Source organism: Streptomyces sp. NPDC020958 (assembly GCF_055562175.1).
In genome coordinates this window covers 1-17126 of record NZ_JBVHFU010000001.1, presented here as the reverse complement: position 1 = coordinate 17126, position 17126 = coordinate 1, and the positions used below count along the sequence as shown (strand labels likewise).

At 70.0% G+C, this 17126-nt stretch carries 15 protein-coding genes, 1 rRNA gene and 1 riboswitch; of the genes, 4 read left to right on the top strand and 12 right to left on the bottom strand.

Annotation, left to right across the window (positions count from 1 at the left end; genetic code table 11):
• Window positions 1-123: 123 nt before the first annotated feature.
• From modA to ACZ3KP_RS00070, 3 genes are read left to right on the top strand one after another with little or no spacing between them, the layout of a single operon-like run.
• Window positions 124-951 carry a molybdate ABC transporter substrate-binding protein gene (gene modA / locus ACZ3KP_RS00080; RefSeq protein WP_467495003.1) on the top strand — a complete coding sequence of 276 codons (828 nt, stop codon included), beginning with the start codon at window positions 124-126 and terminating at the stop codon, window positions 949-951.
• Window positions 948-1796, top strand: a complete 849-nt coding sequence (locus ACZ3KP_RS00075) for an ABC transporter permease (protein WP_467495001.1) — start codon at window positions 948-950, stop codon at window positions 1794-1796. Before modA ends, ACZ3KP_RS00075 begins: the two co-directional genes overlap by 4 nt.
• Complete coding sequence (locus ACZ3KP_RS00070; protein ID WP_467494999.1) at window positions 1793-2860, top strand: ABC transporter ATP-binding protein; 1068 nt, start codon at window positions 1793-1795, stop codon at window positions 2858-2860. The genes ACZ3KP_RS00075 and ACZ3KP_RS00070 overlap by 4 nt, the downstream gene beginning before the upstream one ends.
• A gap of 46 nt (window positions 2861-2906) precedes the next feature.
• Here the strand turns inward: ACZ3KP_RS00070 and gcvP are convergent, their stop codons facing one another.
• Window positions 2907-5792 carry an aminomethyl-transferring glycine dehydrogenase gene (gene gcvP / locus ACZ3KP_RS00065; RefSeq protein WP_358986378.1) on the bottom strand — a complete coding sequence of 962 codons (2886 nt, stop codon included), beginning with the start codon at window positions 5790-5792 and terminating at the stop codon, window positions 2907-2909.
• Window positions 5793-5966: 174 nt separating this feature from the next.
• A riboswitch (glycine riboswitch) is annotated at window positions 5967-6061 on the bottom strand.
• A 114-nt stretch (window positions 6062-6175) separates the two neighbouring features.
• Between gcvP and ACZ3KP_RS00060 the strand changes: the two genes are divergently transcribed.
• Complete coding sequence (locus ACZ3KP_RS00060) at window positions 6176-6556, top strand: PRC-barrel domain-containing protein (RefSeq protein WP_207921654.1); 381 nt, start codon at window positions 6176-6178, stop codon at window positions 6554-6556.
• A gap of 66 nt (window positions 6557-6622) precedes the next feature.
• Here ACZ3KP_RS00060 and ACZ3KP_RS00055 read toward each other — a convergent pair whose 3' ends face one another.
• The 11 genes from ACZ3KP_RS00055 to rrf all read right to left on the bottom strand — a co-directional run bounded on the left by ACZ3KP_RS00055 (window position 6623) and on the right by rrf (window position 16972).
• Window positions 6623-7993: a DNA polymerase IV gene (locus ACZ3KP_RS00055; protein WP_467494996.1), complete on the bottom strand. Its 1371-nt coding sequence runs from the start codon at window positions 7991-7993 to the stop codon at window positions 6623-6625.
• A gap of 42 nt (window positions 7994-8035) precedes the next feature.
• On the bottom strand, window positions 8036-8680 hold the full coding sequence (locus ACZ3KP_RS00050) for a MerR family transcriptional regulator (RefSeq protein WP_358986381.1): 645 nt from the start codon (window positions 8678-8680) through the stop codon (window positions 8036-8038).
• Between the two features lie 278 nt (window positions 8681-8958).
• Window positions 8959-9432: a bifunctional nuclease family protein gene (locus ACZ3KP_RS00045; RefSeq protein ID WP_037684412.1), complete on the bottom strand. Its 474-nt coding sequence runs from the start codon at window positions 9430-9432 to the stop codon at window positions 8959-8961.
• Between the two features lie 91 nt (window positions 9433-9523).
• Window positions 9524-10261 carry a transcriptional regulator FtsR gene (ftsR, locus tag ACZ3KP_RS00040; protein WP_467494993.1) on the bottom strand — a complete coding sequence of 246 codons (738 nt, stop codon included), beginning with the start codon at window positions 10259-10261 and terminating at the stop codon, window positions 9524-9526.
• 41 nt (window positions 10262-10302) lie between these two features.
• A complete protein-coding gene (locus ACZ3KP_RS00035; protein WP_358986387.1) occupies window positions 10303-11133 on the bottom strand; it encodes an FHA domain-containing protein in 831 nt (276 codons plus the stop codon).
• Window positions 11134-11323: 190 nt separating this feature from the next.
• Window positions 11324-12160, bottom strand: coding sequence for a DUF881 domain-containing protein (locus ACZ3KP_RS00030; protein ID WP_467496716.1), 837 nt, complete (start codon window positions 12158-12160; stop codon window positions 11324-11326).
• Between the two features lie 5 nt (window positions 12161-12165).
• Window positions 12166-12498: a small basic family protein gene (locus tag ACZ3KP_RS00025; protein ID WP_132887715.1), complete on the bottom strand. Its 333-nt coding sequence runs from the start codon at window positions 12496-12498 to the stop codon at window positions 12166-12168.
• The gene (locus ACZ3KP_RS00020; protein WP_467494991.1) at window positions 12495-13406 is read right to left on the bottom strand and encodes a DUF881 domain-containing protein; all 912 of its coding nucleotides are present in this window, start codon (window positions 13404-13406) and stop codon (window positions 12495-12497) included. The genes ACZ3KP_RS00025 and ACZ3KP_RS00020 overlap by 4 nt, the downstream gene beginning before the upstream one ends.
• A 106-nt stretch (window positions 13407-13512) precedes the next feature.
• Window positions 13513-16008: a mannose-1-phosphate guanyltransferase gene (locus ACZ3KP_RS00015; RefSeq protein WP_358986394.1), complete on the bottom strand. Its 2496-nt coding sequence runs from the start codon at window positions 16006-16008 to the stop codon at window positions 13513-13515.
• Between the two features lie 126 nt (window positions 16009-16134).
• The gene (locus tag ACZ3KP_RS00010; protein ID WP_132887712.1) at window positions 16135-16743 is read right to left on the bottom strand and encodes a CDP-alcohol phosphatidyltransferase family protein; all 609 of its coding nucleotides are present in this window, start codon (window positions 16741-16743) and stop codon (window positions 16135-16137) included.
• Window positions 16744-16855: 112 nt separating this feature from the next.
• Window positions 16856-16972: ribosomal RNA gene (gene rrf, locus ACZ3KP_RS00005) — 5S ribosomal RNA — on the bottom strand.
• Window positions 16973-17126: the final 154 nt, after the last annotated feature.

Genomic DNA, 17126 nt, shown 5'->3' with positions numbered 1-17126 from the left:
GCTCATGCGATGCGACAGGGGACTTACGCCTGGCACATGCGGCAGTATCATCATCACGCGGCCTCGGCCGGTCGCAGCAGGGCGCGACAGTGCTCTCACAAGACTCAGAGGAGTTCACTCGTGATGACCCGTTCCGCGCGACGGACCCGGCGGATCTTCCGGGTGGCCGGTGTCTCGATCGCGGCCCTGCTGACCCTGAGCGCCTGCTCCACCTCCGCCGCCGACTCGTCCGCGACGACCACGTCGGACACCTCGTCGTCGGCGTCGCCCAAGCTGTCGGGTTCGATCACCGTGTTCGCGGCGGCCTCCCTCAAGGAGAGCTTCACGACACTGAAGGCCGACTTCGAGAAGGCCCACCCGGGTACCACGGTCAACTTCAGTTTCGGCGGCAGCGACACCCTCGCCGCACAGATCACCAGCGGCGCGCCCGCCGACGTGTTCGCCGCCGCGAGCACCAAGACCATGGCGATCGTGACGGACAAGAAGGACACCGCCACCACGCCGGCCACCTTCGTCCGCAACCAGCTGGAGATCGCCACCCTGCCGGGCAACCCCGACCGGGTCTCCTCCCTCAAGGACCTCACGAGGTCCGGTCTCAAGGTCGTGCTCTGCGACCGGACGGTGCCCTGCGGAGCCGCCGCCCAGAAGGCCCTGGCCGCAAGCAAGCTCAAGCTCACCCCGGTCTCCTACGAGGAGGACGTCAAGTCCGCCCTCAACAAGGTGGTGCTCAAGGAGGCCGACGCGGCCGTCGTCTACAAGACCGACGTGCGGGCCGCGGGCAGCAAGGTGCAGGGCGTGGAGTTCCCGGAGTCCGCGAGCACGATCAACGACTATCCGATCGCCCTGCTGAAGAACGCCCCGAACCCGTCGGTGGCCCAGGCGTTCATCGCACTGGTGCGTTCCGCCGAGGGCCGGCAGGTCCTGAACCAGGCCGGGTTCCTCAAGCCGTGACGAGGGCCGACGAGTCCGGTGCCGCGGTCGGCCCCCGAACCGGCCGCCCGCGGAGCCGACGCGTCCGCACCGCCGTACCGCTACCGCTCCTCCTCCCCGGAGCGGTGGCCCTGGCGTTCCTCCTGCTGCCCCTGGTGGCGCTCCTGCTCCGTGCCCCCTGGAGCAGCCTCCCCGCCCTGCTGACCAGCCCCGACGTCTGGCAGGCCCTCCAGCTCTCGTTGTTCAGCGCGACGGCGGCGACGGGGGTGAGCCTGGTCCTCGGCGTGCCATTGGCCTGGCTGCTGGCCCGTACGCGGTTCCCCGGCCGGGGTCTCGTCCGAGCGCTGGTCACCCTCCCTCTGGTCCTGCCCCCGGTCGTCGGCGGTGTGGCCCTCCTCCTGGCACTCGGTCGCAACGGGGTCGTCGGCCAGTGGCTGGACGCCTGGTTCGGCATCACGCTCCCGTTCACGACGACCGCGGTGGTGATCGCCGAGTCCTTCGTGGCCATGCCGTTCCTGGTGATCAGCGTGGAGGGCACGCTCCGCGCCGCCGACCCGCGCTACGAGGAGGCGGCGACCACCCTGGGCGCGTCCCGCTTCACCGCGTTCCGCCGGGTCACGCTCCCGCTCGTCGCGCCCGGCATCGCGGCGGGCGCGGTCCTGGCCTGGGCACGCGCGCTGGGCGAGTTCGGAGCGACGATCACCTTTGCGGGCAACTTCCCGGGCCGCACCCAGACCATGCCCCTGGCGGTCTACCTGGCCCTCCAGAACGACCCCGACGCGGCGATCGCCCTCAGCCTGGTCCTGCTGGCGGTGTCGATCGCGGTCCTGGCGGGCCTGCGCGACCGTTGGATGACAGCACCATGACCACTCCGCCGCGGCCCGCGGCCGACACCGGTCTAGACGCCCACCTCGTCGTCACCCGCCCCGCCTTCCACCTGGACATCACCCTCACCGCCGCCCCCGGCGAGGTCGTCGCCCTCCTCGGCCCCAACGGAGCGGGCAAGACCACCGCCCTGCGCGCCCTGGCCGGTCTCACCGACCTCACCGCCGGCCATCTCCGCCTGGACGGTGAGCGGCTGGACCGCACCTCCCCCGAATCCCGTCCGGTGGGCGTCGTCTTCCAGGACTACCTCCTCTTCCCCCACCTCACGGCCCTGGACAACGTGGCCTTCGGTCCGCGCTGCCAGGGTGCGACGAAGGCCGAGTCCCGCGCGCTGGCGGCCGCCTGGCTGGACCGGATGGGGCTCGCCGACCACGCCGGGACCAAACCCCGCCGCCTCTCCGGCGGCCAGGCCCAGCGTGTCGCCCTGGCCCGCGCACTGGCCACCCGCCCGCGGCTGCTCCTCCTCGACGAACCCCTCGCGGCCCTCGACGCCCGCACCCGCCTGGACGTACGCTCCCAGCTCCGCCGGCATCTCGCCGAGTTCGAGGCCGTGGCGGTTCTGGTGACGCACGACCCGCTGGACGCCATGGTGCTGGCCGACCGCCTGATCGTGATCGAGGACGGCAGGGTCGTCCAGCAGGGCAGCCCGGCCGACATCGCCCGTCACCCGCGCACCGACTACATCGCCCACCTGGTCGGCCTCAACCTCTACCGGGGCCGGGCCGAGGGCCACACCGTGAAGACCGCGAACGGCCCCGCGATCACCATCGCCGAGGAGCTGACCGGTGACGTCTTCGTCGCGTTCCCGCCGAGCGCGGTGACCCTCTTCCGGGACCGCCCCACGGGCACCAGCGCCCGCAACCTCTGGCGCTGCGAAGTCTCCGGCCTGGAGACGCACGGCGACCAGATCCGCGCCGGACTGACCGGCGGACTCCCCCTGGCCGCCGACCTCACCACGGTCTCGGCGGCCGAACTCGACCTGCATCCGGGAGCCGCGGTCTGGGCCACGGTCAAGGCGAGCCAGACGCACGCGTACCCGGCGTGAACGCGGAAGGCCCCGCCGAAGCGGGGCCTTCCTCACACCCTGTGCGTCAGTCCTCGTACGCGTCCAGCGGCGGGCACGAGCACACCAGGTTCCGGTCGCCGAAGGCCTGGTCGATGCGGCGCACCGGCGGCCAGTACTTGTCGGCGGGCGACACCCCGGCCGGGAACACCGCCTCAGCCCGGGAGTAGGCGTGCTCCCACTCCCCGCCGAGCGCGGCGGCCGTGTGCGGAGCGCCCCGCAGCGGGTTGTCGTCGGCGGGCCACTGTCCCGCCCCGACCTTGTCGATCTCCGCGCGGATGGCGATCATCGCGTCGCAGAACCGGTCCAGCTCGCCGAGGTCCTCGGACTCGGTCGGCTCGATCATGAGCGTGCCCGCGACGGGGAACGACATCGTGGGTGCGTGGAACCCGTAGTCGATCAACCGCTTGGCGACGTCGTCGACGCTCACCCCGGTCGCCTTGGTCAGCGGCCGCAGATCGATGATGCACTCGTGCGCGACCAGTCCGCCGGGGCCGGTGTAGAGCACGGGGAAGTGCGGCTCGAGGCGCTTGGCGACGTAGTTGGCGCTGAGCACGGCCACCTGGGTGGCCCGCTTCAGTCCCTCGCCGCCCATGAGCCGGACGTACGCCCACGAGATCGGCAGGATCCCCGCGGAGCCCCAGGGCGCGGCCGAGATCGGCCCGACCCCGGTCGCGGGCCCGGCGGCCGGCTGGAGCGGGTGGTTCGGCAGGTACGGCGCCAGGTGGGCCCGTACCGCCACCGGACCGACGCCCGGGCCGCCGCCACCGTGCGGGATGCAGAAGGTCTTGTGCAGGTTCAGGTGGGACACGTCGCCGCCGAAGTGCCCCGGCTTGGCGAGCCCGACCAGGGCGTTCAGGTTGGCGCCGTCGACGTAGACCTGGCCGCCGGCCTCGTGGACCTGGCCGCAGATGTCGGCGACGTGCTCCTCGAACACACCGTGGGTGGACGGGTAGGTGATCATCAGCACCGCGAGCTCGTCCCGGTGCTGCTCGATCTTCGCCCGCAGGTCCTCGACGTCGATCTCGCCGTCCCCGGCGGTCTTCACGACGACGACCTTCATCCCGGCCATCACGGCGCTGGCGGCGTTGGTGCCGTGCGCGGACGACGGGATCAGGCAGACGGTCCGCTGCGCGTCGCCGTTGGCCCGGTGGTAGGCGCGTACGGCGAGCAGCCCGGCGAGCTCGCCCTGCGACCCGGCGTTGGGCTGCAGGGACACCTTGTCGTACCCGGTGACCTCGGCGAGCCGCTCCTCCAGTTCCCGGATGAGCGTCAGATAGCCCTGTGCCTGCTCGGCGGGGGCGAAGGGGTGCAGCTGGCCGAACTCGGGCCAGGTGACCGGCTCCATCTCGGTGGTCGCGTTGAGCTTCATGGTGCAGGAGCCCAACGGGATCATGCCCCGGTCCAGCGCGTAGTCCCGGTCGGCGAGCCTGCGCAGGTAGCGGAGCATCGCGGTCTCGGAACGGTGGTCGTGGAAGACGGGATGGGTGAGGTAGCCCTCGGTGCGCAGCAGTGCCTCGGGCAGCGTGTCCTCGGCGACCGCGTCGAGCGCCTCGACGTCGCCCTCGACTCCGAAGGCGGCCCAGACGGCGGCCAGCTGGGCGCGCGTGGTGGTCTCGTCACAGGCCATGGAGACGTGGTCGGCGTCGACGAGCCGCAGGTTGACACCGTTCTCGCGGGCGGCGGCGACGATCTCGGCGGCCTTGCCGGGCACCCGGGCGGTGAGGGTGTCGAAGTAGGCGCCGTGCACGATCTCGACACCGCCTGCCGTGAGCCCGGCGGCGAGGACGGTGGCGTACCGGTGGGTGCGCCGGGCGATGGCCCTGAGCCCCTCGGGGCCGTGGTAGACCGCGTACATGCCGGCCATCACCGCGAGCAGCACCTGGGCGGTGCAGATGTTGCTGGTGGCCTTCTCCCGGCGGATGTGCTGCTCACGGGTCTGCAGCGCGAGCCGGTAGGCCTTGTTCCCGTCGGCGTCCACGGACACGCCCACGAGGCGGCCGGGCAGGCTGCGCGCGAACTTCTCGCGGACGGCCATGTAGCCGGCGTGCGGCCCGCCGAAGCCCATCGGCACGCCGAACCGCTGGGTGGTGCCGACGGCGATGTCGGCACCCAGCTCGCCCGGCGAGGCCAGCAGGGTCAGCGCGAGCAGGTCGGCGGCGACGGTGACGAGCGCGCCGAGCTCGTGCGCCTGCTCGATGACGGGCTTGATGTCGCGTACGGCACCGGAGGCGCCGGGGTACTGGACGAGCACGCCGTTGATCTCACGCGCGGCGAGGTCCGCCGGGATGCCGTCGGCGAGGTCGGCGACCACGACCTCCAGGCCCGTCGGCTCGGCCCGGGTCCGGATCACGGCGATGGTCTGCGGCAGCGCGTCCGCGTCGACGACGTAGACGCCCTTCTTGTTCTTGCCCATGCGCAGCGACAGGGCCACGGCCTCGGCGGCGGCCGTGCCCTCGTCGAGCAGCGAGGCGCCGGAGGTGGGCAGCCCGGTGAGGTCGGCGACCGCGGTCTGGAAGTTCAGCAGGGCTTCCAGCCGGCCCTGGGAGATCTCCGGCTGGTACGGCGTGTAGGCCGTGTACCAGGCGGGGTTCTCCATCACGTTGCGCAGGATGACGGGCGGGGTGAAGGTGCCGTAGTAGCCCAGGCCGATCATCGAGCCGAGCACCTGGTTGCGGTCGGCGAGCGAGCGCAGCTCGGCCAGCACCTCGGCCTCGGTGCGGGCACCGGGCAGCTCCAGGCGGTCGGCGTTCTTGATCACGTCCGGCACGGCGGCTGCCGTCAGCTCGTCCAGCGAGCCGTAGCCGACCTGCGCGAGCATCTTGGCCCGCGCCTCCTGGTCGGGCCCGATGTGACGCTGCTCGAAGGGAATCCCCTGTTCGAGTTCGGAGAGCGTGGGGCGGTGGGCGGTCATTGCGGAGGCCTCCTGGTCTGACGCGACCTTCGAGGGGCACCCCGGCACGGGTACCCCGACGGCCTCCCCCTCTGTCATCTCAACCTGAGAGCTTCGCCGGACGCCCGAGGGCTCCGGCTTGCACCGTCGGTGAGGGCGGACACCGTCGACGTCCGCCCTGCTTTCCAGAGTGACCTCGTCCGTGCGGTACGTGGGCCTGAGAGATTCCGGGGAGGATTTGCTCCTTCGGCGCCTCCGGTTTGCCCGAAGGACTCTCCCGCACGGGGTCAGCAGCCGCTTGCCAGCCTACCAGCGGGGGCAGCGCACGGGTCTTCGAGTGGCCGCCGCATTGAATGTGCTCTTTTGTAGTGCTTACGGATGAGGTGCGACCAAGAGGAGGGCCCGTGCAGACCGACATCGATCCGCGCAACCTGATCGGCCGCAAGGCGTTCGACCGCAACGGTACGAAGATCGGCACGATCGACGAGGTGTACCTCGACGACGCGACGGGCGTGCCGGAGTGGGCGGCCATACGCACCGGCCTGTTCTCCCGGGACGCGTTCGTGCCCCTGGAGCCCAGCGAACTGGTCGAGGGAACCCTGCACGTCCCCTTCGACCGGGCGTTGATCAAGGACGCCCCGGACTTCGGCGTGGGCCGCCATCTGTCGCCCGAGCAGGAGCTCCAGCTCTACCACCACTACGGCCTGGACACCCCTGTCCCGCCGCGCCCCCACCCGGACCACGACTTCGGCAAGCTGGCGGGCACGGAGGACGCCGGGGCATAGCGCCCGGCCCGGTGGCGCCGACCGGCCACCACGCCCCGCCCAGCCCTCGCCCCGCCCTCGCCCCGGTCATCCGCCGGCCCTGTCCACCCGCACGCCCCGTCCTCCCTCCACCAGCGGCAGCGGATCCGCCGGCTCCAGCTCGGGGTCGTCGATCCGGAAGGTCCGCACCCGCCCCGCCGCCACCGCCCCCGGCGTCTCGAACCGCACCGTCACCCTGCCGAGCCCGCTGCCCTGCACCCATCCGTGTCCGTACTCCGCGTGCCGCACGTCGTGTCCCGCGGGCCACCGCCGCTCGGTGACCGTCTCCTGCGGCGCCGACGGCGCCGCGACGTCGTCCTCGGCCGGGACCGTCTCCGCCGCCTCGCCCGCCGCCTGCGCGAACAGGTCCTCCTGGGTGTAGTCGGCCAGCCCCGTCACCCCCACCCCCAGCAGCCGCACGCCCCCTGTCGTGTCCACCGAGTCCAGCAGCCGTGCGGCGGCCTCCCGCACGACCGCCGGGTCGTCGGTCGGTCCCCTGAGCGTCTCCGAGCGGGTCAGCGTCGAGAAGTCGTACCGCCGCACCTTCAGGACGATGGTCCGCCCGGACAGCCCGGCTTCCCGCAGCCGCCGCACGCACCGGTCCGCCAGCCGCCGCACCTCCGTCCCCACTCTCAGCCGGTCGTGGATGTCCACGTCGTAGGTGTCCTCGACCGACACCGACTTGGTCTCGCGCTCGGCCACCACAGGCCGCTCGTCGTGGGCGAGCGCCATCGCGTACAGCGCGTGCCCATGGGCCTTGCCGAGCAGCCGCACCAGTTCGTCCTCACCTGCCTCGGCGATCTCGTCGACCGTGGTGATCCCGGCCCGCCGCAGATGGTCCCCCGTCGCCGGCCCCACCCCCGGCAGGGTGCGCACCGGCATCGGCCCGAGCAGCGCCCGCTCCGTGCCGGGCTCGATCAGCACCAGCCCGTCCGGCTTCGCCTGCTCGGAGGCGATCTTCGCGAGCATCTTGGACGCGGCGAGCCCGACGGACCCGCAGAGCCCGGTGGCGGCCCGTATGTCCGCGCGCAGCCGCTCCCCGGCCAACTGTGCCGACGCCGCGTCCCAGGCCGTCCCACCGGCCTCCAGGTCCACGAACGCCTCGTCCAGGCTGAGCGGCTCCACCAGCGGCGACAGCTCGTGCAGCAGCGCCATGACCTGCTCGCTGATCGACCGGTACAGCGTGAACCGCGGCACCAGGTACGCGGCGTTCGGCGCCAGCCTGCGTGCCTGCGCCATCGGCATCGCGGAGTGCACCCCGAACACCCGCGCCTCGTACGACGCGGTGGCCACCACACCCCGTGGTCCGAGCCCGCCCACGACCACGGCCTTCCCGCGCAGACTCGGCTTGGACGCCTGCTCCACCGAGGCGTAGAAGGCATCCATGTCGAGATGGAGGATCGTGGGCGCGTTTCTCACATCTCCGATGCTGCACCACGGCACTGACAACGCGCCGGGAGGTCAGACCGCCTTGTTGCGCCGCCTGGCCAGTTCGTCGGCGGGATTGTGCCCGACGAGGGTCTCGCCGGTGTCGACGCGCTCACCGTGCAGCTGGGAGAGCGCGCTTTCCACGTCCCGCCAGACCACGCCGACCGCGATCCCGAAGATGCCCTGACCGCCCTGGAGCAGGGCGTGCACCTCGTCCGACGAGGTGCACTCGTAGACCGTGGCGCCGTCGCTCATGAGCGTCATGCGCTCCAGGTCGCGGAAACCGCGTTCCCTGAGGTGCTGGACCGCGCTGCGGATGTTCTGGAGGGAGACCCCCGTGTCCAGGAACCGCTTGACGATCTTCAGGACGACGACGTCCCGGAAGCTGTACAGCCGCTGCGTGCCCGATCCGTAGGCGGGCCGGACACTGGGCTCGACCAGGCCGGTGCGGGCCCAGTAGTCGAGTTGCCGGTAGGTGATGCCGGCCGCGGCGCAGGCCGTGGGCCCGCGGTAGCCGATCTCCTCGGTGGCCATGGACGCCGCCCCTCCGCCGCTCGGCACTGCCGTCGGCCGCTGCGGGGCGTGACCGGCTGCGCTGCTGTGAAGCGGGTATGGACCGCTCTCCCCGAAACCGTGTCCGGGGGCACCCCCAGCCGTACCGTCGCCGCTGCTTCTCACGCCGACCTCCGTCCTTGACCTGCCTTCTCGACGGTAGGCAGTCACCAGGGGTGCGTCAACGATCGCCACACTCGGCACGCCGAGTGATAATCACCCTAGGAGTGGTTTCCCGTGCCCCACCGCGGGGAAAGGCTAGCCGAATGCTCTGGCGCAAGGCCGTAGGACGCTCTCAGTGGCCGCTGGCAATTGCCCGTGAGTTCGGCCGCGCCGGGCCGTGGGCGGGCCCGCCACCGGCCTTCCGGCAGGCGACGGGCCGACCTGTTCTCGCCGACCTGTTCTCACTGACTGCTGGTGCCGAAGTCCTCGGGGGAGATCTGGTCGAGGAACTCGCGGAACTTCTCCACCTCGTCCTCCTGCTCGTCCGGGATCGCGATCCCCGCGTCGTCCAGCACCGTGTCACTGCCGAAGATCGGCGTCCCGGTGCGCAGCGCCAGCGCTATGGCGTCGGACGGACGGGCGCTCACCTCGACGCCGCTGGCGAAGACCAGCTCCGCGTAGAAGACGCCCTCACGCAGGTCCGTGATGCGTACTTCGGTGAGCTCCTGGCCGACGGCCTCCAGCACGTCCTTGAAAAGGTCGTGGGTCAGCGGTCGCGCGGGGGCCATGCCCTGCTGGGCGAAGGCGATCGCCGTCGCTTCCCCCGGCCCGATCCAGATGGGGAGGTAACGGTCGCCTCCCACTTCGCGCAGGAGCACGATCGGTTGGTTGGAGGGCATTTCCACCCGGACACCTACGACATCGAGCTCGTTCACACAGCAACCCTAGGCCGTGCCCGGGATGTTTGGGTAGTCGGGCCGACAACGCGCGCCCGATCCGGCCTCCGCCCGGGGCCTGTCACTTCGGTCACGGCAGCCGCACCCCGAGTGCGATCTGCACCAGCGCGGCGTGCAGCTTCACCGTCAGCGCCGCCAGCTCCTTCGTCCGGGCCTCGGCATGGACCCTGGTCTGCGGATTGCGGTGGCGCCGGAGCGGGGCCACCACCTGGTCCACCAGACCCGCCTCACGCTCGGCGGCCGCCTTCATCAGCCGCAGATGGCGCGGTTCGATCCCGAACCGCCCCAGCTCGGCCACGAGCGAGGCCACCGTGACCGTCTCCGCGTCGTAGACACCGTCCTCCAGAGGAGCGATCAGCCCGTACGACTCCCACTCCGCGAGGCAGTCCTCGTCGATCCCGGCGGCCGCGAGCAGCTCCTCGCGGCCGATCCGCGCCACCGTGGGCGCCTCAGGCACCATCGGCACCGCCTCGCCGTCACGCTGCCGCCCCAGCACGGGAAGGTGTACGGCCTCCCCGCGCTCCATGGCGTCCAGGTGCTCCCGGATGACCTTGAGCGGCAGATAGTGGTCCCGCTGCATCCGCAGGACGTGTCCGAGGCGCTCCACGTCCCCGGCACTGAACTTGCGGTACCCGGAGGGAGTCCGTCGCGGCTCGATGAGCCCCTCCGACTCCAGGAAGCGGATCTTGGAGATGGTGACTTCGGGGAACTCGTCGCGCAGCACGTTCAGCACCGTGCCGATGCTCATCAGCCCGGTTTCCGTGGCGGCGGCGCCCTGTCCGGCACCGCCGCTCGGTGTGTGCGGCATGGACCTTCTTCCCTGGGGTCCCCCAGCCGAGGTCCGGCGGGTCAGACGGCCTGCCGGCTCGCGTAGAAGACCAGCCGGTACTTGCCGATCTGGACCTCGTCGCCGTTGGCCAGGGCGACCTGGTCGATCCGCTCCCGGTTGACGTACGTGCCGTTGAGGCTGCCCACGTCGGCCACCGTGAACGAACCGTCCTGGTGACGGCGGAACTCCACATGGCGGCGCGAGACCGTCACGTCGTCCAGGAAGATGTCGCTCTGCGGGTGCCGGCCGGCCGTGGTCAGGTCACTGTCCAGCAGGAACCGGCTGCCGGAGTTGGGGCCACGGCGCACCACCAGCAGCGCGGAACCGAGCGGCAGCGCGTCGACGGCCGCCTGCGCCTCGGGTGAGAGCGCCGGCACCTGGGTCTGACCGGTGACCTCGGCGTCGTAGGCCTCCAGACCGGAGATCGAGATCGTGGACGTCGTCTCGGACGCACGCTCGGGAACGGCACCCGCGCGCAGCGGGGCACCGCAGTTGGAACAGAACCGCGCGTTCTCCGCGTTGCGGTTACCGCACCTCGTACAAACCAGGGCCGACATGGACGGATCCTCCTGCCGCGGCTGCCCCGCCGGGGCGTTGGACGCGTACGGGCCGGAGGAGAACCCTCCACCCGCACCTGAGGTTGACGGTTGCCCGAAACCTATGCCGCCGGACTGGGACGGGTCAACTGACGGCGCGCCCTGACCTCCCGAAATGTCACCCGCCGGACCAGTCACCTGGTCCCGGAACAGAGGACGCTGACCCTCCGCGTCGGGCTGTGCGCGATGGCGGGCGGTCGCGTTTTCGCCGCCCTCTCGCGCGCTCTTGCCGAACAACTTCGCAAACAACTTCACGGGCGATTCCCCTTGACCGAAACAGACCCGCCCGTGGGGCAGGACGAACCCTGACTGAATGAACCGGCCGACCCGGACAACCTCACAACGTCCGTATCCACCAAACAGTTTCCACCACGCACCGGCTCCCCGGTGCGCCGACCCCCCGCATCCTCATGCCCTCGCCGGACGTCCCCCATGCACCACTGGTTCACTGTGAGGACGACCGAGCGTAGTCAGGCTGCTTCGCCGGTCGCAAGGCGTCCACGACGATCCCGGACGACCGCTCGACGCTGACAGTCGCCTGTTCCTTCTCCAGGGTCTGCACCACGCCTCCGGGGATGTTGAGAGCCGGTTCGAGGTCCTGCGGTTTACCGATCACCTTGAAAACGAAGGGCTGGGTGATCTTGTTCCCGTCGACGCTGACACTCTTGCCGGAGTCCGTGAGGTAGGTGCCCGCGACCACCCGGACCCCGTTGACCTGGATCGCCTCCGCACCGGCCGCGCGCAGCTCCTGTATCGCGTCGAGCAGCATGTCCGCCTGTACCGTCCCCTTCGGGTCGTCGACCGTCATCGTGATGCCAGGACCCTGCGCAGCCACGGTCCCCGCCAGAATGCCGAGTTGCTTCTCCTTCTCGGCCGTCTGCCGACGGGCCTCCGCGGCCTGGTCGGAGCTGCTCTGCAACTCCTGCCGCTGCTTTTCGAGTCCTGTCTTCTCGTCCTCAAGACGCTGCGTGCGGTCATCCAGTTCATCGAGGATGCGGACAAGATCTTCCTGCCGGGCCCCGCGCAGCGCGCTGTCGCTGTCGCTGTTCGACGCCACCTGCACGGCGAGCCCGAATCCGAGCCCGAACAGCAGCAGCGCGACGATCAGTTGGGCCCGGCTGACCCGTGGCGGCCACAGCCCCTGGACCAGCCGCTGCCGACCGGTCAGCCCGGTCTCCGGCTCCGGCTCGGTGGCCGGTCCGGCCACCGGCTCCGCCGGGGGCATCTCAGCGGGAAGTTCCCTGCGCAGCCGGTGCTCCGGCCGTTCCTCGTGTTCACCCATGCCGCTCACGCCCGGAAGACATGCCGTCGGATCGCCGCGGCGTTGGAGAAGATGCGGATGCCGAGCACCACCACGACACCCGTGGACAGCTGCGAGCCGACGCCCAGCTTGTCGCCCAGGAAGACGATCAGCGCGGCCACCACCACGTTGGACAGGAACGACACCACGAAGACCTTGTCGTCGAAGATCCCGTCGAGCATGGCCCGCAGACCACCGAAGACGGCGTCGAGCGCCGCGACGACGGCGATCGGCAGATACGGCTCGACGACCGCCGGAACCTCAGGACGGACCAGCAGTCCGGCCACGATGCCCACGACGAGGCCAAGTACGGCGATCACGATGTGCCCTTCTCAGTCTTCTCGGTGTACGGCTGTGCAGTACGTACGATCACGCTCGGTGCGGCCGGAAGCCGGACGTCGCCCTCCGTGGCGATGGTCGCCCGGATGTCGAAGTTGTCCTCCAGGGCATGCAGATACAGCCCGTCCGGACTGTCCTGGAACCTGGAGCCGAGCCTTTTCCCGTCCCCCACCGCCAGCACCGTGTACGGCGGCACAAGCGGCCTGTTGTCGACCAGTATCGCGTCCCCGGCGGCCCTGATCGCGGACAGGGCGGTCAACCGCTGACCGTTCACGGCGATCGCCTCGGCACCGGAGGCCCACAGCCCGTTCACGACCCGCTGCAGGTCGTGGTCGCGTACCCGGCCGGTGTCGGAGAACCCGGAGGTCTCCCGGGGATTGCCGGCGTCGCCCCCCGACGAGGCTTCCTTGGCGTCGTTCACGACCAGCTTCACACCGGGGCCGTGCACGGCGGTGGCGCCCGACAGGACGCCCACCAGGTCCGCCTGCCCGCTGCCACCGCTGGCCTTCAGTGCCGACCGCTGCCGGGAGCTGACGTCGTCCCGCAACGCGTCGACGTCGCTCTCCAGCTTGTCCGCGGCCGCCGTCTCACGGTCGATGCGGTCGATGAGCTCCTGGCGCTCCTTGGCCACGACGGGCGCCGTCACCCGCGCCTGCGCCGCTCCCACGGTCACCACGAGCGCCGCCAGCACGAGACCGCCCGCGAGCCCCAGCCTGGCCCGGAGGGTCCTGGGCATACCGGCGCCCTCCCCGCGGGCCCGCTTCCGGGCCGCCGCCTCGGCGTAACCGTCGTCGAGGCTGTGATCCATGACGTTGGTGATCAACGACATGGAGGCGTCCGGGCGCTGCGGCCGGGGGACGCTGCTCCGAACGGGGGGTTGCTGCGGCATGCCGCACATCGTCGCATGTCGCGACCAGTACCTCCGAACGGCCCCACCGACGTGCCGGACAGGCCCCCTTGGGGACACTTGTCCGGCACGCGCGCGTGCGGCCGCTCTACCGTCCGGCGCTGTCCACGATCGCCGCCCACTCGTCCAACAGGGCCTGCGCGGAGGCGTCGTCGGGCCCCTCCGCCCACAGGTGGGTGACCGCCTCGGCCGGGTCGGGCAGCACCATCACCCAGCGCCCGTCGGTCTCGACGACCCGCACGCCGTCCGTGGTGTCCACGAACCGGTCACCGGCCGCCTCGACGACACGCCGCATGACCAGGCCCTTGACAGCCCACGGCGTCGCCAGGTCCCGCTTGAGGACGTGCGCCCGCGGGATACGCGCGTCGATCTGGCTGAGTGTGAGCTGTGTCCGCGCCACCAGACCGATGAGGCGTACGAAGGCCGCCGTACCGTCGTAGACACTGCTGAACTCGGGGACGATGAACCCGCCCTTGCCGTCACCACCGAAGATGGTGCCTTCCTCACCGCCCACGCGCGTGAGGTCGTCCGGAGAGGTCGTCGTCCACTCCACCTGGGTGCCGTGGTAGGCGGCCACCTGCTCGGCGATGCGGGTCGTGGTGACCGGGAGCGCCACCCGGCCGCTGCGCCGCTCGGCGGCGACCAGGTCCAGCATCACCAGCAGTGCCCGGTCGTCCTCGATGATGCGGCCCTTTTCGTCCACCAGGGACAGCCGCTCGCCGACCGGGTCGAACCGCACCCCGAACGCGGCTCCGGAGGACGCCACGATCTCACCGAGGCGCACCATACCGGCTCGCCGCTGTTCGGCCGTCTCGGTGGGCCTGGCCTCGTTGAGACCGGGGTTGATGGTCAGCGAGTCGACCCCGAGCTTGCCGAGCAGGCTGGGCAGGACGAGGCCCGCGCTGCCGTTGGAGGCGTCCACGACGACCTTGAGGCCCGATTCCAGGATCCCGGTCGTGTCGACGTTCCGCAGCAGCGCGCCCGTGTACGAGTCGAAGACGCTGGCCGGGAAGTACAGGTCGCCGATCTCACCGGGGAACGCGCGCCGGTACTCCTGCCGCGCGAAGATCCGGTCCAGTTTGCGCTGGCTGGCCTGCGACAGGTCCGCGCCCGCGCCGTCGAAGAACATGATGTCGACGGAGTCCGGTACCCCGGGCGAGGTCCGGATCATGATGCCACCCGCGCTGCCCCTGGCGGTCTGCTGCCGCGCCACGGGCAGTGGCACGTTCTCCAGGTCCCGTACGTCGATGGCACTGGCCTGGAGCGCCGAGATGACCGCCCGCTTGAGCGCGCGGGCGCCACGGGAGTGGTCACGGGCCGTCGTGACGGTGGAGCCCTTCTTCAGGGTCGTCGCGTACGCGCCGGCCAGCCGCACGGCCAGTTCGGGCGTGATCTCGACGTTCAGGATCCCTGAGACACCGCGGGCGCCGAACAGATGCGCCTGCCCGCGCGACTCCCAGATCACCGACGTGTTGACGAACGCGCCGGCTTCGATGGTCTTGAACGGATAGACCCGGACGTTGCCCTGAACGATCGATTCTTCGCCGATCAGGCACTCGTCACCGATCACCGCCCCGTCCTCGATCCGGGCGGCCCGCATGATGTCGGTATTCTTGCCGACGACGCAGCCCCGCAGATTGCTGTGCTGCCCGACGTACACGTTGTCGTGGACGACGGCCCGGTGCAGGAAGGCACCGCTCTTGACGACGACGTTGGATCCGACGACGGTGTGTTCCCGGAGCTCGGCGCCGGCCTCCACCTTGGCGTAGTCGCCGATGTAGAGCGGCCCGCGCAGTTCGGCGTCGGCATGCACCTCGGCACCCTCGGCGACCCAGACGCCGGGCGATATCTCGAAGCCGTCGATGTCGACGTCGACCTTGCCCTCCAGGACGTCGGCCTGCGCCTTCACGTACGACTCGTGCGTGCCGACGTCCTCCCAGTAGCCCTCGGCGACGTAGCCGTAGATCGGCTTGCCTTCCTTCATCAGCTGCGGGAAGACGTCGCCGGACCAGTCGACGGGAACGTCGGCCTCGACGTAGTCGAACACCTCGGGTTCCATCACGTAGATGCCCGTGTTCACCGTGTCGGAGAAGACCTGGCCCCAGGTCGGCTTCTCCAGGAAGCGCTCGACCTTGCCTTCCTCGTCGACGATGGTGATGCCGAATTCCAGTGGATTGGGCACACGCGTCAGGCACACCGTGACGAGCGCGCCCTTCGCCTTGTGGAAGTTGATCAGTTCGGTGAGGTCGAAGTCGGTCAGTGCATCGCCGGAGATGACAAGGAAAGCATCGTCCTTCAACGCCTCTTCGGCGTTCTTGACACTTCCGGCGGTACCGAGTGGCTTCTCCTCGTTGGCATAGGTGAGCTCCATGCCGAGCTCTTCGCCGTCACCGAAGTAGTTCTTGACCAACGATGCCAGGAACTGCACGGTGACCACGGTCTCGGTGAGCCCATGCCTTTTGAGCAGCCGCAGCACGTGCTCCATGATCGGCCGGTTGACGACCGGAAGGAGCGGCTTGGGCATGCTGGAGGTCATGGGGCGAAGGCGTGTGCCTTCACCACCGGCCATCACGACGGCCTTCATGTCGGAAGCGTCCTCCTCTAAGAGATGACGGTCTAGCCGACTTCACCCGTCAAGATTGTCCCGCACTTTTGCGCTGCGGGCCATCGAGAGGAATCGAGAGCCACTACGTCCGGACAATCGCCGAGCTCAATCGGCTGTGGCGTCCGCACGAACCAGACGGCGGACCTGCACCACGTAAAGCACTCCTGCCCACCAATAGAGGGTTGTACCCCATCCGGCGAACGCCCATCCGAAAACTGCAGCGAGTGACGAGATCCAGCCGGTACCGTCACTGAGCAGCAGGAGCGGGAACGCGTACATGAGATTGAAGGTGGCGGCCTTGCCCAGGAAGTTCACCTGGGGCGGGGGGTAGCCGTGCCGTCGAAGGATGCCCACCATCACCAGCAGCATCAGTTCGCGCAGCAGGAGCGCGGCCGTCAACCAGAGCGGCAGGATCTCGCGCCAGGTGAGGCCCAGCAGCGTCGACAGGACGTAGAGCCGGTCCGCGGCAGGGTCGAGGAGCCGGCCGAGGCTGCTGATCTGGTTCCAGCGCCGGGCCAGCTTGCCGTCCAGGTAGTCGCTGACGCCGCTGAAGAGGAGCACCAGCAGGGCCCAGCCGTCGCTCTTGGGCCCGCCGAACTCGGGCCTCAGGATCAGCCACAGGAAGACGGGTACGCCGACGAGACGCGCCATGCTGAGGATGTTCGGGATGGTGAGTACCCGATCCGTCTGGACGCGGGTCTCCTGGACCTCCACCCGGGGGCCTCCTGTGGTGGGAAACGAGCAACTTTGCCCCCTGACCTTACCTCAACGCAAAAAAGCTCTGGCTCTTGGGCATGCAGCCCAAGAGCCAGAGCTCTAAAAAGGAGTTCGGCGGCGTCCTACTCTCCCACAGGGTCCCCCCTGCAGTACCATCGGCGCTGTGAGGCTTAGCTTCCGGGTTCGGAATGTAACCGGGCGTTTCCCTCACGCTATGACCACCGAAACACTATGAAACAGACAACCAGACCGCTGTTAAACGGGGCTGTTCGTGGTTTCAGAACCAACACAGTGGACGCGAGCAAATGAGGACAAGCCCTCGGCCTATTAGTACCGGTCACCTCCACCAGTTACCTGGCTTCCAGATCCGGCCTATCAAC